The organism is Sporocytophaga myxococcoides (assembly GCF_000775915.1).
Classification (GTDB): Bacteria; Bacteroidota; Bacteroidia; order Cytophagales; family Cytophagaceae; genus Sporocytophaga; species Sporocytophaga myxococcoides_A.
Genome location: NZ_BBLT01000006.1, coordinates 394,370 through 415,864 on the forward strand (window position 1 = coordinate 394,370; position 21,495 = coordinate 415,864).

Genomic DNA, 21,495 nt, shown 5'->3' on the forward strand with positions numbered 1-21,495 from the left:
TACTGGTCTTCATAATCCTTTGTTGTTTAATAGTATTGATGCTAGTTTCAGGAGGCTTTGCTGAAAAATCAGTACTGCAGCTAATCAATATAACATAATTGCCGGAATAATTAAAAAATTTATCATGATGTTAGTAGATCTTTATTGTGGTGTCAGGTTTTCGACCTGACACTTTTGGCGAGATCAGGAATATATCAAACTCCTACCCCTATTGAACGAAATCATACATCCTGGCCAATCTCTTGCCATAGTCAACTTAAAGAATCTTTCCTTTGTCATATTGAGCTTGTGAAATATCAGTTTAACATAACCCCAATCATCTTATAAGGTATTAAGCCTGAATACAGACTAGTAATTAATAAGATACAAATTTTCCTTTTCCTAATACACCGCTATTGTCATTGACTGAATAATAATATAAACCAGGCTTGGCAGTAAATTCAAATGGAATAAGCATTGGGTTTTGTCTGGAAGAATGGATTATCTCAGCTACAAGTCGTCCCTGAGAATCACATACTTTAATCACTACAGGAGAATTGATAGAATAGTGTGTTAATGAATTTATATAAAACTCTGCATTAGTATTAAATGGATTTGGCTGAACCCTTATTTCAAAATCCTTTTGGAAATTTTTAGGTTTTACTTTAATCTCAAGGCTATCCTTTCCTAAACATCCATTACTCCCCATATACGTGGCAGTATAAACTATAGAATGTTCAGGATTAGCTTTTGTCAGTGGAGACCACGATTCCATCAGAGCTATTGAAGGGGTCCATCCCTGGAAGGTAGCATTGAAGGAACTTGCAGCCAGATCAATGGTATCTCCCTGGAAAATAGTAGTATCATTTCTAATAATAATATCTGGCAAATTCTTTACTTCAACATGAATAATTCTAAAATCAGAACATTCATTAGCACCTCTTACCATTACCTTATAGTCAGAGCTATTATATGGCGATACGTTTAATGTTTCCTTATCCCCGACTTTGGTAGCGTTTAAATACCACTTGTATTCTACTCCACCTGCAGCGCTTAGCGCAGTAGCAGTACCATTACAAATGCTGGTATCTTTTGATGTAGTAATATGAGGAAGTTCTTTCACTTCTGTACCAAATATTTTTTTAGACATACAACCTCTGTCATTAATACCTGTAACTTCGTATTGAGTAGTAGTTAAAGGGAATAAATAAGCAGAAGATGATAAGCTGCGAACGCTTAAACCATTGCTCCAATTATAGGTATAGGTGGAAGGTAATTCTATTTTAGCAGTATCGCCTTTACAGATTTTTAATTCAGCAGGTATCGTAAAGAAAACGGAATCAATGCTGACTTTTACTGATTTATTAGTACTACAACCATATTGATCTTTACCTGTAACATCATAAATAGTTTCTTTAACAGGAGAAATTTGAAGTTCAGAATTGCCTGCCAAAGAATTAGTATTTAAAAACCATTGGTAAGTTTGAGCACCACTCGCAGTTACATAAATGGTATCTCCTTTGCATATTGTCGTATCTTTCGAAACTTGTATGTCAGGTAATTCTTTTACAGTAACAGAAATAGTGTCAAAACCAGAGCATTTAAAACTGTTGATTCCTTCCACCAAATACCTGGTCGATGATTGAGGGAAAACAACCACCTGATTTTGAGTAACCTTAGATAAAATATTTTTAGTATCCCAGATAAATTCATTTGCCCCGGTAGCAGAAAGCTGAATGGTGTCACCTTTACAAATAATCGTATCATTGCTCACCTTAATTTCTGGTAAAGGATTCACAACAATTGTATAGGTTATTTCTTTACTTTTCCCACCAGTTTCCAAAGCCAATGTAAACTCTTCAGTTTCTTTAGGAAAAAACAAAGGATTCTGACTATCGGTAGCATCTATAAACAGATTCGGAGTCCAATGATAAGATGAAGCAAGTGGTGTTTTTACAGATATCGTATCACCCTGGCATATACTAAAGACTTCTCCCGTTTTAATAGATCTGGCAAGAGACAAATCTGTATAACTTGTATCTTTTATAATTTGAGTTACTTCATTTGTAATAATAGCACTATTATAGTCAAAATAAATACCAGCCTTATTAGATAGTACAGTCCACTCCGGTAAATCCTTTTTGGGAGAAATTTTAAACTTAAAGAAACCACCGCTTTTAGCATCATTGGTAATACTATCAACCAGATTGATATTCCTGAATCGTATTATCAGTACCGGTGATTCTTTTCCTCTCAATTCATAAGTATATTCGTGAGAAGAAGCACCTGGAGAAAGCGTGTATAAATCCAAATGAGTACTTAATGTATCATGTATTACTACTGTGTAAGCAGTATCCGTACCTTTATTTTTAAACCGGATTAAATATTCAAGTTCTTCTGTATTTTTTATAAAATGCTGATCAAATAAACCTATTGGGTAAACACTTTTATCATTGGGATCATAACTGTCTCGTATTTCCATACAAAACGACTCCACATCTTCACTCCTATCGTCCTGATTAAACAAAGCGGCATAACCATAACTAATTGGAGACGTTCCAGAGCCACAGCCTTCAATAGTAACAGAAGGCTGATTTTTAAGAGGATGATACGGAAGCTGATCAGCTTCTGCTCTCACCATTTTTCCGTTAGCTGGAATATTAAGAACAATACTGTCTCCGGATACCAGTTTAACTTTTTTCGAATAAGCAATAGTAGCATTTAAAAAGACCCTGAAACCAGAACTGTCTGACATATTACCACTTCCAATATTGATAAGGCTAACCCTTACATAGCCATTATCCCTGCACGAAGCCTTCAGAATAAGGTCTGAACGATCCCATTTAGGATCTACAGCAATACAGTTATTGGCAGGAGTAATGATTGCTTCTGTACATTGCATCATCCCTCTTATCTCCTCCTTACCACAAATAACAGAATCAACCAGATAAATAGAGTTACATTGTCCTGGTTCTAGTTGATCACCTGAAAAGAAAAGCGTGTCTCCGGATTGATACAACCATGGTTTACTGCTGGAAACCGGTACTACATATTCAGGATAAATTACTTTAATCAACGGTATTCCGGAGGTCACATTTCCACTATTACAGTAAGTAACAGTAGTGTTATTCCTGAAACATCTTCTTCTTCGATCCGAAGCTATATCAATGGAAAGGAATGCACATTGTTTTATAGTATTGGCAAATTGAATATTATCTGCAATAGGCTCATCCGCAGAAACTACAGCCTGTCTTGTATTTATATTGGATGGACAAATTGATTTAAACTCTAGTTTTTGTTGTAAAGCACTGGGTAATTGTTCTACCTCGTAAGTACCCGTTTCGGTAGTAGAAAAACTATAAAAACCATTTTCGTCTGTGCTTCTGAAATCATTTATCGGTTTAAGTTTCACAACCATATTGGCAAATGGTTTATCTGAATCATTATAGATACAGTCACCATTCAGATCATGAAAAATCCTGCCAGTTATCTTATAAACAGGTTTAGATTCCAATGGAATGACAGCAAAATAAGGCGAATAGGTAGAACCTATCATTGTAAAGTTACCTCCCATGTAAAGGCTGCCGTTTAAATACTGTAATGTTACAGGTTTAAAATCAGAGTATAGTATCTCTTGAAATAATCCCGAAACTGAATAATCCAATCGGTTAATGACAGCTGCTTTTGAAACAGGGACACCATTTATACTTGTAAAGTCGCCAATAGCAAAAATAGAATTATCATTAATGGAGATGTCTGTTACCTTATCATTGAAATAAGGTGATGAAAGTACATTTCCATCAAAATCAAGCTCAGCATAGTTCTTAATTTCAGGATAACCTGTAATACCAAATTGTCCTGCCAGATAGATCTTATTGTCGCCTACAATGATTTTGTAAACTTCAGAATTCTCGGTTAAGTCAGGTCCCCACGAAATCAATTCACCGTTTTTTGGATCAATAGCAGCAAACCCATATTTGTTTTGCCCTCCAATGCTAATTAAAGATCCTCCTATTAAGAGTTTATCATCAAGGGAAGTAAATGTTCTTATTTTGCTCTCTGCGTTACATGTTGTATAGGTACCGGTTTTAGATACAATTATTGGTTTCCAGTTAGGGTCAATTGCTCCGGTTTTTAAATCAAATGCAGCAATTCCTGTAGTATAACCATTATTATACAACATCATATTATTTGCAGATGTCCAATTACCAACTACATAAACTAAGTTGTCTTTTATAAAAAAATCTTCTACAAAAGGAGCATCACCACAATATCCTCCCAATTTAATATCCCAATCGGTAATGGCATTGGTTGCTAAATCTATTTGCGCTATACAAAATCTCAATTTACGCTTTGCAAAATCATCTCCATATATATGATCAAACATTCCTCCAACAAATAAAGTATTATTATATAGTTTCAAAGAAGAAGCACTGCTGCGACCGAAATAATTATATCCGGAAGACACACTGAAATTCCAGTCTAAAACTTCATGAGTGTTTGCATCTAAAGCAGCCAGTCCATATCTGTTCTTTCCATTTATACTGGTAAAATTACCACCAGTGTAAACAATATCACCCTTAATTACAAAATCATGAAATTGATGATTTGCAGTAAATATTTTCTCTCTGTACTCTCCGGTTTTTATATTTATGCAAGAAAAATTGGGTTCTATATAGGTAGGTGATTTAAAATTAGGATAACCCGCAATATAGAGGTTGTCTCCTACTAATCTAATTTTATTGGCGCTTCCGTGAATTTTTGGAAACTTTGTTTGACTGCCTGTTTTAATATTATAAGCCAGTACAGAAAGGGTATCAGAATTCCAATCAGTCCAACCACTACCTATGATTACAAGACTATCATTCAGTTCCATAATATCCGTTCCTCTCCAAGATGTATTATAGCCATTTATTTTGAATATATTGCTATGCCCTGATATAGTATCTACACCTACAGTATTATAGATGTCTTCCCCGTTGACTTTATAAAAATGTCCGCTAAAGTATAAAGTATTCCCCTTACGACTTATTTGTGTTACACGAGGTTCATTGGTGGAGCCTTCTAAGAGAGGACTCCAATTCTTCAGAGAATAGTCGTGAATACTAAAACATGCTATTAGTGTTCTTGACTTCCCTCCGATTTGGTCAAATGAACCTCCGATATATAGAGAATTTCCGTCAATGAGAAGGCTGGCAACTCGTCCATTTGGATCTGGATTAAATGAAGTAACACTTCCGGTTGTTTTAGTTAATTCTGCAAAATTATTTCTAGACACACCGGACACATCCGTAAACGCCCCTCCAATAATTACAGATGTAGAAGTTACCGCAATACTTACAATTGTATTGTTAACTTCAGCATGCCAATCAGTTACCTGAAGGTCACGGTTAATATGTGCTATATTTTTACGTGGTTGTCCACCTACGTTTGTAAACATTCCGCCAAGAAAATAACCACCCCGACCATCTTCTGCAATACAGATAACTGCACCATCTACTTTAGGATATTTATCAAGAGGCTTACCTGTATTTATATTTACAGGGACAGCATTGCCCGTGTTTAAACCAATGTAACTAAACTCCCCTCCTATATAGATGGTATTACCATTTTTGACAACAGATTTAACAGCACCGTTTGTTGTCCAAGCAGAAGTGTCAATTGTCTGAGAAAATGCAATGATTTGTGAAAGAGAAAAAATGAAAAAAAAGATAAGACGAAACATATTTATATTTTGTAAAAATTCGTACATAAATTTAGCTTTTTAAAGACACCTTTTTTATTTTTTTACTAAAAAAGTATCTTTAATTAGGACAAATAATATTTTCACCTATTTAATTAATTGATTTCAAGCTTAATAAACTTGTAATCTAGCTTATCCAAATGCAAAAAACTTTAATTCTCAAAATATTATTCCTTTCTATTCTTTTAGTTAATCAATTCAATGCTTTTGGGCAGGTAAAAATTAAAAATCTGTTTTTTAATAGTCCCACCAATATCATCAAAGGAAATTTTTCAACGAATGGATTTCAGGTAACAAAGACCAATATTTCGTCAGGATCCTCCATGGGAGATTCCGAAGGCATTGCGCATGTTGAAGATAAAAATGGAAACATTATTATCTGGGTAAACGCAAGTGGAGTATACGACAAATCAGGAACTTTGATGCCTGGTTCTATTGGAATAGCAGCTCATCCATCTTCCACTGAAATCGGAATTTGCCCTGTACCTTCTGATACTAATAAGTTTTACATTATATATAACAGTCAATTATGTTCAGGACTGTATTATTCAATTGTGGACATGAGATTAAGAGGAGGATTGGGAGAAGTAGTTGCATTGAATAAACAACTTGACCTGGGAAATAATTTCGCAGAAGGACTTGAAATTATAAGAATACCTTGTACCAATAAATATTGGCTTATCATCTATCAGTGCTATACCGGCTTTAAACGTTTCTTAATAGATGAAACAGGAATCCATTCGAGTGTTTTAATTCATTCTTTCGATTCAGGAAATCATGGTGGTCGTGGTGAACTAGACTACCATGACGGGAAACTGGGGTATGCGATGACCTTTACTAACAAAGCTTTTTTTGCTGATTTTGATCCTGTATCCGGCACCTTAACAAAACCTCTGGAAATAAATTTTCCGGCATCCAACGGGATGTACGGACTGGAATTTTCTCCGGATGCCAGCATCGCTTTTCTTACAGATTGGGACAATAAAGACTTTTCAGGAAATGTAAATGGACCCAACCTATTCAGATATAATTTTACAACTGCTACCATCGATTCGTATGCGATAAAAAACAACGGAGCAGACTGTGGCAGCAACGATGTAAGAGGACTTGGACAGATTGAATTGGGTAGTGATGGAAAACTTTACATACCTCACATGGGAGGCTGTCAGATATCGGTAATAGAAAATCCGACGTTTCCTGCACCTGTATTTTCATTGATTGATGCAGGTGTGATACTTTCTGCAGGTGTTTCAGATCACATTCAATCAGATTTTTTGCAACGCATGACAGTCTCTAATGATACACTAATATGTAAAGGAGATAGCGTTTTATTAGTTGCCAGTGGCGGAACAAATTACATCTGGTTTCCGGATATTGGATTGAAATCTCCTGGCTCTGATCAAACATATGCACTACCATCATATACCACAGAGTATAAAGTCTTTTCCGAAAACATGTATGGATGTAAGGATTCTGCTATTGTAAAAGTCAACATTTCTACCCCCTTAAAACCAGAGATCATTGGCCCAGCTACTCTTTGCAATGGAGATTCGGTCACAATTAAATCCTCCATTGAATACCCCGAATACAATTGGTATTCAGGTGACCGTCTTATTTCCAAAGGAACAATTAATGAGATTACTATAAAGGAAAGTGGATTATATAGTCTGGTCATTCAGGACACCCATAACTGTAAAACCCAGTCTGACTTATTTACGATAAACAAAATTAAACTAGCTCCCCCTGCAATATTTCCCACAGGCGACACCGCTGTTTGCCAGGGAAGTACTATTAAAGTTGAAACGTTAGCAAACAAAGATTACCTATATCAATGGTATCACAATAACACACCTTTGGAAAATGGCAATTTGAATACTATTAACATCAATACCAATGGAAACTATTATGTGAAAGTGAGCTATAACTCCTGTAAAGATTCTTCTTCTATATTAAACATCAATGTAAACCCTTACCCTGTTATAAATCTTGGTGAAGACAGAAAAATATGTATGTCGGAGGAAATCACTTTAGATAATGTCGCTAACAGTATGATAGAATGGTCAGATGGAAGTAATCAACCCAATTTTACAATTAGCAAATCAGGGGAATATTGGGTAAAACTTAATAAAAATAATTGCCAATCAATTGACACTATAAACATAATAGTTCTTGAACCGGCAAAACTGTTTATACCTAATTTGATTACCCCTAACAAGGATAAGTCAAATGAATTTTTTGTTCTGGATTATAATGATGACATAGAATTTTCAGTATATAACAGATGGGGAAGCGAAGTATTTTATTCAGAAAACTACCATAATAACTGGAATGGAGATGATTTACCCGATGGAGTTTATTTTTATAAAGTCTTGGATAGAACCGGATGCCTGAATGTAAAAGGCTGGGTTGAAATAATAAGGTAAGGAGTTGAAAGATGAAAGCAAAAAGCTTAAAGTATTATTCTTTTTTATCTTTTAACTTTTAAACCACCACTCTGCCAGATAGCATAATCTTATTACTTTTGAAAACTCAGATGCCTCACAAGTTCAGCATGAAAAACCTTCTCTATAAGAACAAGTAGAGAAAGGATAAGTAACTATTTATTGTTTTATCATAATGCTGAATCATCTTGTAAAACAAATATTTAACCTCTTGATTTTATTTATAAAATAACTTAGACGTCAACCATTGACTGGCATTAAGACTTTCTAGATCAACAAAATTCATTCCCCTATTATTAAACAAAAAGCAATTCCTTTTATGTTTTTAAATCATTGTATACTCATGATAGTTATAATTTATTCAGTCATTTAAAGGTATTTAATTTATTAAACAAAAATTTAATCTATAGGTTAGGCTAACACAATTTTATTTCATTGTTAAATTATCATATACTGATAGAAGGATTCAATGCGGCAATGATTATCGATAATTTTTAAACCTTTTTAAAAGACTATCAATTACAGGGAAAAATAAAGGAATTAAATTTATTGTATCAAATAAAATAGTTGAAAAAAAAGAAAGAATTGAGTGTGTAAACAAGGTAGAAAAGATTCTATGTTTACTAATTTCTTTAAACAAGAGTAAGATTATAATTTAAGTTTAATTAAGGAAAGTAGATCATAATTATGGAAAGCACCTACATCGTTCCGGCGCAGACACGAATAGGACATGTACACTTAAAAGTTTCAGATTTACGCAAATCTCTTGAATTTTATTGTAACCTATTAGGATTCCAGGTAACAACAATGTACGGAAAAGAAGCTGCATTCATCTCCGCCGGAGGTTATCATCATCATATTGGATTGAATACATGGTATAGCGAAGGTGCATCACCTGCACCAATAAATTCTGCAGGGTTATTTCATATCGCAATACTTTATCCATCAAGAAATGACCTTGCTATTATATTCGAAAGACTACTAAAAGCCGATTACCCTTTAACTGGTGCAAGTGATCACGGCGTATCTGAAGCGTTATATCTCAATGATCCTGATCGCAATGGAATAGAACTATATTGGGATAGACCTAAAGAGCTATGGCCCCAAAAACCAGATGGCTCGCTGGATATGTATACAAGGCACCTTGATCTGAATGATTTATTATCTGAAATTATAAAATCAAGTTAAAAAGACAATTAGAATCAACCCCATGCATAATTGGTATACTGCCTGGAAATCCATCTCTTAGTTTTACATTTCTTTCTTGTCCACTGCACTCTAGCTATTTCACACTTTTCATTATGCGTATTTGAACCAGGAAATAAAATTATTTTTTCTATTTCTTCTTGATGGATGATTATTCAGGAAGATATTCCTTTATTTTATCATCAAACAAATAATCGGAAAAGGAAGCGGATAGAGATTGAAAACCCTTAATTCCTTTTTAGTAAACAATCAGTTAAGATACACAGCTATCTTTGAAAAAAATAATTCAGCAGAATCTTTTATTGTCAACTATAACCAGGCCTACTTTCTAACAAAATTTAATGAGATGCATGGTAAGGGATGGCATGTGCATTCGTTTGATACCTATTTTATCAATGGACAATTAAAGTATTCTGTCATATTCAGACCAGGAGCTGTAACTGAAGTGATTGTTGCCAACTATGCCTATAACGATTTTATCAATACACCTTACTTTAACAGTTCAGGATATGCATCCGGATGGAGGCTGGATGAAGTTTCTATATCCGGTAATCCTAAAGAAGTATGTAATGATGTAATTCTAAAACCGGTAAATGAAAGAGTTGCAGCAACAGAAGAAGAGCCAGCCCTTGAAGTAAGAAGCGGTGACATTGAAGACATCTATTCATCAGAAGTAATCAAAACGATCCCATCCCATTCTCCAGATGGATTGTTTAACCTCTCTATTGAAAATGTTTCGAATGCAACATCTTTTTCACTCGAAGTACTGGATTTCGCAGGTAAAGAATATTCCATAGAAAAAAATACCTATGCGCTGTCTACAGGGCAAAATGAAATTATGCTCAACCTCTCTGATTTTCCTTCCGGAGGATACCTTGTGAAAATGAATATAGGAGAAGCAACTGTAAAAAGAAAAATCTTTATAGTGCGATAAAATTATACTACTTGTTAGGTTTATGCATACAGGCTGTTCATACACAAGAACAGCCTGTAATTAAAAGAAATCAATCAGCAAAGCCGAGAATACGTATTCGGAAGTTTGACGCACCTTTGTTATGCGTGCTTTATATCTGACAAATTAGAATATCCTTTCGCTGATAAAATTACATGAACATGACTAGGCATTTTATCCAAGGCAACTACTATAATTAATTCAAAAATTAATAGAATTTACAATTAAGAGAGGTAATTCTTTGTGTGTAGATAAATCTATTCGTTCTACTATTAAATAGATTCCTTGCTGGTGTTTTTAATTCCGTATCTGACATAGCTGCTCTTTGTCTTAAAATAGACAAAATTACAAGATCATTACAACTGGCTATTTAAAATCTTATTCATTAGTTCACTCATTACCAATGCGAATACATTTATTCAATAGGTACATAACTTTCTAAACTCAGCCTTCTATTTCAAATTGCACTCGCTACAAGAAAGTGCAAGCATCAGACTCATAAGAATAGCAATTGCGTTGATATTCTCTAAAATCCTCTCCCCGACAGGAGTTTAACCGAAATGTCTTTTAGAATCATTTAAATGAATTCATTCAGACTAAAAAATAATTAATTCATAACTGCTAATCTTTCATAAGCACACTTATATCTCCATTTCTTTCAAGACGAGCTGCTTTTATATTGCTTACATCAGAGGTTTTTGCATTCAGACGGATTGTCTGCATTAAATCATGCTTACTTAAATTACTTTTACGCACTTCGTCCCATAGTATTTCTCCATCCTTAATCAAAAGCCTTTCGTGCCCCTTTATCCAATCACCAAATCTATCGGAATAGACAGCAATGAGAGAAAAAATTCGATGCAAAAATATTAAAAATAAACAAGCGGCTAAAATTTCAACAAATTGATCAGAATTTGTAATTGCTCTGCTCAATAAAGAACCAAGAATAATTGCAATGATCATATCAAAAGCCGACATCTTCCCAATAAAACGCTTTTTCCCGAAACGTACCAAAGCGATTCCTGTAATATATATCACAAAGCTTCTTAGCAGGACCTGCAATATCGATATATGGTCATCAATTCCAAACATGGATTTTAAGAACGAACCTATTTCTTCCATAAATATTATATACAAAATTATTGATAATGAAGTAGAATTGAAGAAAAACACATATAGAGAAATAATGTTTGTTGCTTTCAAAATTAAGATGGTGCTCTTCTCTCCGGCCGTTAAAAACTATGTTATAAGGAGTCTCTGATAACATACTACCAAAGACTCACTTATAGATTATTAATTGAATAAGTGATTACTTAACTACTAATTTTTCAGTAAACACTTTATCTCCCATAATTACTTTCATTAAATAAACCCCAGGCTTTTGATCAGACACATTCCAGGAAATACTAAGATCTTCTCCCATTTGAACCGCACCTGTAAACAAGTTTGTCAAAAATTTTCCTCTATTATCATATATATCTACCATTGCTTCAACAGATTCAGTAGCAGGTATGGATATATGAAAAATATCAGATGAAGGATTAGGGTAACAAACTGATCGGATTGCATATTCATTGGAAATTCTAGCTGCGCTGTTGATGACAGAGAAATTTACTGTTAATGGTGTACCAACTGTTCCTGAACCGCTGGCTCCTTCATAAGGTGTAGCTGTAAGAGTATGGCTTCCTAATGTAAAATTTCCTGAATTATAATTCCCGTTATTATCGCCAAACATAGCATAAGGAACAGTACTTTCTACGCGGTTAAAAGTACCGTCCATTTGAAATCGAACACTACTTATGGTAGCAGGATTAGTATTAGCTCTGACATTTAAATTAAGTGTAGGCAGCATTGTCCGATCAATCATAGTTCCATTCGTGATTGTCATAATATCCGTATCATTATCGGCATTGATAAGTGTGAGACTAACTACCGCTTGGGTGGCCGATGCGATTACATCCACTATAACATTGTCTGAATAAGTCAGACCCGTATTATCCAAAACTGTGAGTCTGAACTGATATGTGCCGGGAACAGTAAAACCTGATAAAGATAAATTAAGTGAATTACTATTGCTCATAGTAAAGTTAGTAGCAGGTCCTGAAATGAAGCTCCATTGCACAGATTGAATTGTGCCATCCCGATCATAAGCGTCACCATCCAATACAACAGAATTATTTGGCAATACAATTTCTTTATCATGACCTGCATTTGCATAAGGAGGGAAAGAAATCATAACCTGAAATTTCACAGTTCTTGTAAGACCTTTTACTCCAGTCGCATTGGGGCCAGAATAAGGTGTAGCTGAAATAATATGAGTACCTAATGTTAATGGGCCCGGATTAAAATTTCCATTGACATCTCCATATAAGGCATAAGGTGCACTATTTTCTATACTCACCTTTCCATCATATTCGAATCGAACGCTTCCTACTGTTCCAGGTATGGTTGAAGCTACAATATTAAAATTACTAGTCGAATAATGTGATAAATAAAATATATGACCTTCCTGAAAATTATTAAAAACAGATTGATCGGTATCGGCGTTTATCAAACTAAAGGAACCCATGGCTTGTCCTGATACTGTAACGGAAACTTCATCTATATTCACGGCCCCTTCACTGCTTGTAACAGTTAATCTGAAGATATACGTCCCTGGAAGGATTAATTCAGAAACAGTAGTACTTAGTGAATTAGGATTTGTAATAACAGGGCTGACAAAGCCTCCGGGGCTTGATTGAAGAGACCAGAAAACAGAAGAAATACTTCCTTCCTGTGAAATTGCAGTACCGCTAAGCGTCGTTGCAGAAACAGAGTTTAAGGTCTGATCTGGGCCTGCATTCACTAAGGGAGGAAGAGGTAATTTATCCAGAAAAAACTGAACGGTATCAGATGCTATCAATTTGCCGGAAGCATTGGTGCCAGAATATTGTCTGGCAATTAAAGTATAATGCCCCTTACTGGCATTCCATATATTGTAATTTCCACTATTATCTCCAGCTAAAGCAAAAGGCACTGTATTTTCTGTTATAAAAGCAGAACCATTAAGAAAAAATCGAACACTCTTAGGATTCTTTACAGGATTAAATCGAATATTAATACCTTCACCGGGAATCACTACAATAGTATCACCTTTCCTCAGCCATGCTCTGTCTTCATCTGTAACTGCATTTACCACGGTGAAAAATGCTTTGTTAGCAGAAGGGGCAAGAGGATTATATTTTAATAGTTTTAGTTGTAAATTATCAGGTGTTGTAAAGAACAGCGCCCCATTTACATTGGTGAGATTATCTGAATCGCGGAAAGAAGTACCTGGAAATATATTCTTCACGGGTTTTGTGTTTACTGAAGTCAAATCCGATTGCCATAATTGATTTCTATCTTCTGGGGTCTCCGGTCCTCCTCCAGGATCATGGTTAATATGATCAGTAAAAAGTAAAGTATTGCCAACTATAGTAAAATTCGAACCTGTAGTAAAGCTAACCCTTTCTGTACCAATAATAGTACCATTGCTTCTATATATCGAGCCAGAGACACTTTCAAACAAAGTATTAATAGCAAGTAAATTATTTACTTCACCTATAATATGCGTCTCGTTTTCAGGTCCAAAATCCGTCACCAGCTGAGTACCCTGAGCAGTTCCATTCGTTACATAAAACATATATCTGCTGTATGAATTAACTATAAAATATAATTTCCCCTGATAACTTGTTAAATCGTTCAAATCGTCATAATCTAATTGAAAGGAAGTAACACGTTCTGTACCTGCAGCAGTAGCATTGCTTTTCCAAAGTTCCACATCCTCAGCACCAGGATATTGACTATTTGAAACTCTAAACTGAAAATATAACAACCCATCAACATTAGTAAACTGGTTTAAATTATAGGGAGTCTGGAAACCTTTTACCTTAACTGTTCCGGCAATAGTTCCGTTTGTCTTCCATAACTCTGGCCCTGAGTTACCCATAACCTGGAACATTAATAGCCCGTTCACCACTTCATGGTCATCTGAAATAAACCAAAAATTTTCGAATGAAGGAAAAGAAGGTACCAACTGAGGGTAGGGAGAAAGATTTATTGTTTTTAAAAGTACTGGATTTCCTGTGCTTACTTTATATAAATTAGATGTACCTCCGGATTGTGCACCAAAATAGAATTCATTATTAAGTACACCTAAAGGTTTAATATTATTGTAAGTAGCTATAGCTGCTGTACCGCCTGAGGTCCCATTACTTCTCCATAAAGAAACATTGGCACCGTTCTCTGTAGTAAAAAAAAAGGCTTTGTTGATAGCAAAAGGTTTTTGTCTATAACGATCTTGCCCGTAAGGGTGTGTTGAATACACAATACCCTTTCCTCCAAGATCTTTTACAAATACTGTTCCCCCTGCTGCTCCATTTGACTTCCATAAGCTATCATTATGAAAGAAGTATAAATAGTCCAAAGCTTCAAAAAAACCATAACTATTGCCCGGAATGTTTTTCACTACAACCGGTTGCGCAGCTGCAATCTGATGCATAACTACAGCTAGCAAACTTATTAATGTTAGTCCAAATTTTTTCATAAGGTTTAATTGGATTTGTTAACTGATTCATTAATAAAAACCTGAATTATTCTTATTGAATAACCTTTAATGGTGAAAGAAAATATACTATTTCAAATTCATTTTTATGATGAATAATTGATGCAAAAATGGCCAATTGATATGCATCAACAGAAATGTATTAGGAAAATTCATATAGTTATCCACATCCCTAATGCTTCATGAAGTGAAAGGAGGAATAAGCTGAAGTTGTCAAGTGCCAAATGATATGTTATACAAACCGTTGATCACTAATTAAGTATTTGCTGGATTTCAAATCTTCTGGCTTATTAAGCCTAATCAGAAGCATAACTATTATATACAACATTTGTTATATAAAAATAAATATAATGTTATGAAAAAAGCATTATCTTAATTCTGCTCGAAGACCGGAACACTTTTGTAAAGCGGGCAATTTATGACAGGGATTTATTAAAGCAATTAAGAATTATGTTGATAGTGTATTCGCATTTATATTGGTTAAACAGTGATTCAAAGATTCATTCTAGTGCAGTCATTTTAACATTATTTTGTCAACCACAATCAACTGTTTTGTCATCCTGACCACGTAAAGGATCTGTTAGTTACAAAAAACAATACCATTTAAACCGCCATTCTGCAATATAGCTTCATTTTATTCATTTTGAAAGATCAGCTGCTTCAGATGTTCAGATGAAAAAGGAAACAATTGAGTGTAGTATTTGTCAGACTTTTATTTGATAAATTCTTGATTCTTCTCCCCAGGAATGATAACCTTGACCGATATATTCAAAACCATATTTTTCATAATATCCGACATGATCCGAACTAAGATATAAATAGTTAAATCCAAATTGCTTAGTGTCTTTTTTAGCCTTTTCAATCAAAAGATTTCCATAGTTATTTCCTCTATGCACTTCTTCGATAAATAATGCACATAGCCAGGGATACAAATCCATTCTGCTAATAAAATCATTAGGTATTAATCCAGCACAGCCAATAATTATATCCTCTTTTTCTAACAGATACCATTGAGGTAATGTCTGAGGAGCATTAATAGCGTTAAAGATACAGTCTTCATATAGTACCGGTAGTACTTTAGGCCAACTACTCTGAAAATATTGAATTGCTTTTTCTTTGTATTCTGGGTTTTCTCTAACAGAAACTATTCTCATTTATTTTGAAGTCTTGCAAAGCTATAAATATAATTACGTCATTACTTTCGGGTAAGAATCTCCTAGGTCAATGACTGCAAGGGATGTAAACTTTCATTTGTGCGAAGTCTATTGACTTCTGCCTACAAATAAAAGTAATGTTATTAATTTTAGGTTTTAATGCAGGTATTCAGAAATGAAATTGTTATAATAAAACTTTAGCCTTATCTCAAACTACAATATAACTCAAGGTTAAACAATTGCTTCAGGATCTTTATCCAACCCGATTCTTTCAAGAAATTTATTATTAAAAACCCTCATTGATGCCCCTAAAAGAGACTTTCTAATCTTTAGCCATTTATGAATCCTCTCCTCACCATACATCTTTCTCACCATCTGAGGTGTCATATTGTAATTTAGCTTTCCCCAGTGTAAAGTAAAGGGCACACCCATTTCATCCAGTTTCTGGCAGGTATTGATAAAAAAGGCCCTGGTTATTTTAGAATCCATACCGTCTAACTCCATTACACAACTCTTTTCAAATTTTGTAAAACCTAATAATGCCTTTGTACCTTTTACAAATCTAAAACCTATAGCTCCGCTGAAAGGGTTTTCCTTATTGATTTTGATGACTGCTTCAAGTACTTTGGAAGTATGAGCTGAATCTATACAAAATGCAAAGCTTGCAAGTTTTCCTCTGTATGCCGTATTTCTGAAAGTCTCCCCTATGGTACCAGTAACCGTGTCTGTAACAGCATAAGCGAGCGGAAACAATTTATTGACAAGAGGAGGAATAATATGATCTGCTAAAGGCCCGGCAGAATCAAGTACTTTTTGTATGAGTCCTAAAGTATCGTCACCATAAAAAAAACCATTTTCGTCTCTTGGGATTCTGGTATAATTTTCCCTGAATGGTAATTTATACATTAGACGAAGGTATACACCTTTCTTATCGTTATCCGGCTCAAAGCTATGAGGATTTACCACAACGTCAAGATGGTATATCTGAGGCTGATCCGGGCTCTGCGGATATGGTAACTTCGAAGCAATACCTGAGAAATCTCTTTGATTAATAAGCTTTTTAACAGCATCAGCATAAGGTACATTTGGAATCTTGTGCTGTTCAAGAAGAAATATTGGTTCGACTTCAAGCAATACTCCATGTATAAATCCAAAGCTTCCGAAACTTACAACTGCTGCATTAAATGCATCATCGTCCCTTATAAGTTCTGCTCCAAGCCATTGAATAAAATTATCAGAAGCAATAGGATTTGAACTTCTTTCAAGCCACACATGTGAGTCTGGCCCTGTAATGATATGAAGTCCGACAATAGTATCGTGTACGGCCCCCAGATTGAAAGCGCCTCCGTGAGTTCCTGTAGACGTAGCCCCGGCAACGGTTTGACCGTTACTATTTCCTGAAGCTCGGAGCGAACGTTTCTGGTTACTTTCTTTTTCCAGCTTTTCATTCAGATCAAGTATACTGACTCCACATTGGGTAAAAAATAAGCTCTCCGGTTTCTTACCCTGATCCAGCCATGCCTCATCAATGAATGATTTTCCCATATTAAAGGTAAGCCTCAGAGACTTAGTATCTATTACTCCTCCTTCTGATACGGCCACATCAGAGAACGACCATCCGCTCCCCATGGCTCTAAGCTGAATGTTATGCTCCAAGGCATATTTGATAAGCCATTGGAAATTTGCTGTAGTAGCCCTGTATTTGGCAGTGCCATCCGGCGCAGATTCAGGAAGGCGTAGTTTAAAACTTGAATGCTTTTTAAAAGTATGGGTAAAGTTCTGATGTATATTTTCCCACTTTCCCAGCTCTAGCGGTTCAATTCCTTCTGGTAGTTTCATGTTGGATCAATGTTTTCGTTAAAAAATTATTCTCCCAATTGCTCGGTTGGTATTGATTTAGGATTACAGGTCCATTCAAACTTAAGAGGCACTGCTATGCCAAGTGTTGCTGCAGATATCAGTATAAAGCCAATATTGGTCTTTACTGTTACGCTGGTCATAGAGCCCGATTCACATTTGGGATTGATATCTTTAATCTGAACCAGTCCCCAGGCATAAGTCCAAGCCGTTTTTCTGTTAGCAGGATTGTTTACCATTGTATCACTGTCATACTTTGATACAATCCTTGTAGTCATGCAGCTTTGTAAAGTCAAAGAGAAAGCCAGCAATGTGACCAGTAACAAAGACCTTCTGCTGTGATAAGATAATAAATAATTGCTCATAGGTTAATATTGTAATTCTGATAAAAACTCAGGCCTAATATAAAAGACAAAATAAAGAAAATCAAAAAGTTAATCTGCACAATCAGATAAGCACGTTTTTTAGAATTTAATTATCTGAGCTCTCGCATTACTGCTCCTAGGTCGATATCTCCATCTAAAAAGCCAATCCCTCTTCTCTCCTGCTGTATTTCTACTGTATAAAATGACTGCGTTCCAAACAAAGTCCCATCCATAACCTGTTACTCATTTTGCCAGGTTAAGAATTCTAAATGCCCCTCTCGCAACAATTATAAAAACTGCAGTCCCAATGATTAAATCCGGATATTTTGAATTCAGGAAATAGACCAAAAAACCAGCGGCTATTACACTTAAATTGATTACTATATCATTAGAAGTAAAAATCATACTTGCCTGCATATGTGCTTCTTTATCGTTTGATTTTTGAAGTAAATAAAGACAAATTACATTCGCTAGCAATGCAAAAACGGATATGATTACCATAGTGGCAAAATCGGGGACTTTTTCATAACCCAAAAATCTTCTCACGACTTCTGCAAATCCAAATAAAGCTAATACCAATTGAAAATAACCGCTTATTTTGGCTACATTTTTCTTTTTAGATACAGAACTACCGACAGCATATAAACTGAGCCCATAAACCAAAGAATCAGCAAGCATATCCAAACTGTCAGATACCAGACCCATTGAACGGGATAAAAAACCTGATACGACTTCAATTACAAAAAAAACAAAATTAATTAATAGTACAGTCCATAATAATTTAGATTGATTCTTTGATACCTCTATAAAAGAAAGGCTTTCAACGCTTTCAGTTTTAATTAGTGATGCGTTAAAATTCAGGTCATGAATTGATTTTTCAATATCACGAAGGTTTCCAAAATGATACACTGTCAACTTTCTATTGGGTATATCAAAATCCAAAGATTTAATCTCCTCTATACCATCCAATTTCATTCGAATCATGCTTTCCTCTGAAGGACAGTCCATTTTACTAATAAGAAACTCTGACTTTTCCATTTAGCTACAATAATACCCTAATATAAAGATTAACGAACTTATATCACAGGGTATGCAGTTTTCCCCCCTCGACTGACTTGTTCCTCACCTATTTGGGACAATGCATGATTTTTCACGTTTTAAATCGCTTTCTTCTCTTATGGCCTTCCTTAGATTTACATCACATATGACTGGTTAAAATAAAATTAACGAGGATTCACGAAAATAGCGATTGAATCGCTACTTCAGATTTTAGCTATCAATACGATCTCCGGCCCCGACTGGTGTCTGTTCCCGAAAGAATCTTTGATAAATGATATACTCTTCTGACAAAATATTCATCATACTCTTTTTCTGCATATCTTCCATAAAACAAAAAGCCCCGCCAAAACGGGGGCTTATAGTGATATTTATTGAAATGTAATCCCTCATTTTCACTTTTCCATTTTGAAAATGAAAGTTGATATACAATTTATTTTTTAACAACTTTCATTATTTCTTCCAGACCTTCGACATACACAAAATAAATTCCGCCTGGCAAATGTGAAAGGTTAACAGATTCGGAGATGTATTTTTCCTGATGTACTATAGTGCCTAATGCATTTGTCAGGGTGATGGATTTTCCATCACAATTTTTCACCTGCAACTTATCATAAAAAGGATTGGGATAAGCTGCCATTTCAGTATCAGGTTTCTCAATCACCGAGGTAACAACTTCAGTCAGGAATGGAGGACTATACTTCCATAATTGGGGAGTTAAATCTTTGCTGAAAAATCCAGCATTTAAATAACCCGTAGCGAAATACAATACTCCATTTACATTAGTAAGATTATAAGTCCCAACATACCTATCTGTAGGATCTGCAGTAAGTTTATTCACTTGAAACGGAACATTATCATGTATATTCATCTGAAAAAGTCCATAGTCACTTATTAAATCACTAGGATCATCTTCATCTGTCTTATCAATGTAAAATAACGTAGAGCCAATATTTTCAACACCTCTATACTCTGAATAATAAGATTCAATGAATAAAAAGTGAAAAGTATTTTCCGGAGTACCATCTGTTTGCCAGAAATACCTTCCGGATTGAGTTTCTATGATCAAAACAGCCTCTCCGTCAACTTCTTTAAACTCCACTTTATGCGGATCACGTCCAATAGGTTCAGTCAACTCTATAGTACCTTCAGCGGTTCCATCTGTAATATAGACAGGGTAGTTCAATGCCAAATGATTATCCACTATAAATAACATCTTGCCTTTGTAATATTCTATCAGGCTAAACCTATGTCCCGGATTTATTCTTTGTAAAAAAGTAGTATCATCTGCAGATCCATTGGTCGAATATACTTTAAGAACATCATATCCTGTGGCAGTTTCATAAAAACTAGTTGCAAAGATCAACTTATCATCAAGCACCCCAAGTATCACAAATGCAAAATTATTATCCCACATTCCGTCTACATTATCTGCAAAATCATCATCTTTTAGAAATACTTCAGGCGTAGCTTCAGGACTACTGGTACGAAGCAAAGAATCACCTGATATATAATAAGTGAAGCCATTTAGTACATATTGTGGATCTTCAGATGGAGGAAAGGGAAAATCATCACCATTGGGTTGAAGAACAGTTCCGGCAGCTGTGCCATCTGATATATAATATTTTGATGAAGGCCCTTGAGTAACTATATAGATATTCTCATTATCTGTTAAGATGGATGTAATGATTTCATTCAGATCTATTACCATATGAGTATTTGAAGGGTTACCATTAGAATGCCACAATTGATCTTTTATAGCAAAGTAAAGCTCTTCGTCCTCTCCAAATGGTGTAAAATGACTTGGACGATCAGGCAGGTCAGAAACCAGTTGTGGCTGTGACATCAGTAGGCCACTGAGTAAAAACATAGCGACGAAAAGTAAATTTTCTTTCATGAGTATTGTAAAATTTAAGGCGAGATATAGTCACCAAACCAAACAAAAAATAAAATGTTTAATTAGGTTATTTCTGGTTGGGATGCCTTTATTTTATCGATTTCCCCGTTGCACTAAAAACCTACACCATCCTTAATAATTCTTAATTCTTACTGTTTCAAAATAAAAATAGCCAGCTCTAAAAGAACTGGCTAATCTTAATTTTTTTCTCAAAACGTTCGAATTACAAATGTGAATGCCTTTATTAAAATTGAGGAGAACCT

General features: G+C 34.9%; 13 protein-coding genes. 3 read left to right on the forward strand and 10 right to left on the reverse strand.

Annotation, left to right across the window (positions count from 1 at the left end; translation table 11 throughout):
• Positions 1 to 355 precede the first annotated feature (355 nt).
• Positions 356 to 5,731 (reverse strand): DUF7619 domain-containing protein, encoded by a 5,376-nt coding sequence (locus MYP_RS25240; RefSeq protein ID WP_156140673.1) that lies wholly within the window; start codon positions 5,729 to 5,731, stop codon positions 356 to 358.
• Between the two features lie 131 nt (positions 5,732 to 5,862).
• Here MYP_RS25240 and MYP_RS16020 point away from each other — a divergent pair, with 131 nt between their 5' ends.
• From MYP_RS16020 to MYP_RS16030, 3 genes are all read left to right on the forward strand, one after another.
• Complete coding sequence (locus MYP_RS16020) at positions 5,863 to 8,145, forward strand: gliding motility-associated C-terminal domain-containing protein (protein WP_045465297.1); 2,283 nt, start codon at positions 5,863 to 5,865, stop codon at positions 8,143 to 8,145.
• Positions 8,146 to 8,850: 705 nt separating this feature from the next.
• Positions 8,851 to 9,351, forward strand: a complete 501-nt coding sequence (locus tag MYP_RS16025) for a VOC family protein (RefSeq protein WP_045465300.1) — start codon at positions 8,851 to 8,853, stop codon at positions 9,349 to 9,351.
• Positions 9,352 to 9,586: 235 nt separating this feature from the next.
• Positions 9,587 to 10,303, forward strand: a complete 717-nt coding sequence (locus tag MYP_RS16030; protein ID WP_045465303.1) for a T9SS type A sorting domain-containing protein — start codon at positions 9,587 to 9,589, stop codon at positions 10,301 to 10,303.
• A gap of 639 nt (positions 10,304 to 10,942) precedes the next feature.
• Here MYP_RS16030 and MYP_RS16035 read toward each other — a convergent pair.
• From MYP_RS16035 to MYP_RS16070, 9 genes are all read right to left on the reverse strand, one after another.
• Positions 10,943 to 11,443, reverse strand: coding sequence for a DUF421 domain-containing protein (locus tag MYP_RS16035; protein WP_081990545.1), 501 nt, complete (start codon positions 11,441 to 11,443; stop codon positions 10,943 to 10,945).
• Positions 11,444 to 11,630: 187 nt separating this feature from the next.
• Positions 11,631 to 14,885, reverse strand: coding sequence for a PKD domain-containing protein (locus MYP_RS16040; RefSeq protein WP_045465309.1), 3,255 nt, complete (start codon positions 14,883 to 14,885; stop codon positions 11,631 to 11,633).
• Positions 14,886 to 15,607: 722 nt separating this feature from the next.
• On the reverse strand, positions 15,608 to 16,057 hold the full coding sequence (locus MYP_RS16045; protein WP_045465312.1) for a GNAT family N-acetyltransferase: 450 nt from the start codon (positions 16,055 to 16,057) through the stop codon (positions 15,608 to 15,610).
• 231 nt (positions 16,058 to 16,288) lie between these two features.
• The gene (locus tag MYP_RS16050) at positions 16,289 to 17,896 is read right to left on the reverse strand and encodes an FAD-binding protein (protein WP_045465315.1); all 1,608 of its coding nucleotides are present in this window, start codon (positions 17,894 to 17,896) and stop codon (positions 16,289 to 16,291) included.
• A 26-nt stretch (positions 17,897 to 17,922) separates the two neighbouring features.
• A complete protein-coding gene (locus MYP_RS16055) occupies positions 17,923 to 18,279 on the reverse strand; it encodes a hypothetical protein (protein ID WP_045465322.1) in 357 nt (118 codons plus the stop codon).
• A 110-nt stretch (positions 18,280 to 18,389) separates the two neighbouring features.
• A complete protein-coding gene (locus tag MYP_RS26785) occupies positions 18,390 to 18,512 on the reverse strand; it encodes a hypothetical protein (protein ID WP_262506785.1) in 123 nt (40 codons plus the stop codon).
• A 10-nt stretch (positions 18,513 to 18,522) separates the two neighbouring features.
• The gene (locus MYP_RS16060) at positions 18,523 to 19,317 is read right to left on the reverse strand and encodes a cation transporter (protein WP_045465324.1); all 795 of its coding nucleotides are present in this window, start codon (positions 19,315 to 19,317) and stop codon (positions 18,523 to 18,525) included.
• Between the two features lie 231 nt (positions 19,318 to 19,548).
• A complete protein-coding gene (locus MYP_RS16065; RefSeq protein WP_156140674.1) occupies positions 19,549 to 19,728 on the reverse strand; it encodes a hypothetical protein in 180 nt (59 codons plus the stop codon).
• A 40-nt stretch (positions 19,729 to 19,768) separates the two neighbouring features.
• A complete protein-coding gene (locus MYP_RS16070) occupies positions 19,769 to 21,232 on the reverse strand; it encodes a T9SS type A sorting domain-containing protein (RefSeq protein WP_081990546.1) in 1,464 nt (487 codons plus the stop codon).
• Positions 21,233 to 21,495 lie beyond the last annotated feature (263 nt).

Bases quoted from the DNA above. Each gene is read 5' to 3' on its own strand.
- MYP_RS16045 (WP_045465312.1), bottom strand. From the start codon at position 16,057: ATGAGAATAGTTTCTGTTAGAGAAAACCCAGAATACAAAGAAAAAGCA.
- MYP_RS16025 (WP_045465300.1), top strand. From the start codon at position 8,851: ATGGAAAGCACCTACATCGTTCCGGCGCAGACACGAATAGGACATGTA.
- MYP_RS16040 (WP_045465309.1), bottom strand. From the start codon at position 14,885: ATGAAAAAATTTGGACTAACATTAATAAGTTTGCTAGCTGTAGTTATG.
- MYP_RS16055 (WP_045465322.1), bottom strand. From the start codon at position 18,279: ATGAGCAATTATTTATTATCTTATCACAGCAGAAGGTCTTTGTTACTG.
- MYP_RS16035 (WP_081990545.1), bottom strand. From the start codon at position 11,443: ATGGAAGAAATAGGTTCGTTCTTAAAATCCATGTTTGGAATTGATGAC.
- MYP_RS26785 (WP_262506785.1), bottom strand. From the start codon at position 18,512: ATGGATGGGACTTTGTTTGGAACGCAGTCATTTTATACAGTAGAAATA.
- MYP_RS16050 (WP_045465315.1), bottom strand. From the start codon at position 17,896: ATGAAACTACCAGAAGGAATTGAACCGCTAGAGCTGGGAAAGTGGGAA.
- MYP_RS25240 (WP_156140673.1), bottom strand. From the start codon at position 5,731: ATGTACGAATTTTTACAAAATATAAATATGTTTCGTCTTATCTTTTTT.
- MYP_RS16065 (WP_156140674.1), bottom strand. From the start codon at position 19,728: ATGAGGGATTACATTTCAATAAATATCACTATAAGCCCCCGTTTTGGC.
- MYP_RS16070 (WP_081990546.1), bottom strand. From the start codon at position 21,232: ATGAAAGAAAATTTACTTTTCGTCGCTATGTTTTTACTCAGTGGCCTA.
- MYP_RS16060 (WP_045465324.1), bottom strand. From the start codon at position 19,317: ATGGAAAAGTCAGAGTTTCTTATTAGTAAAATGGACTGTCCTTCAGAG.
- MYP_RS16020 (WP_045465297.1), top strand. From the start codon at position 5,863: ATGCAAAAAACTTTAATTCTCAAAATATTATTCCTTTCTATTCTTTTA.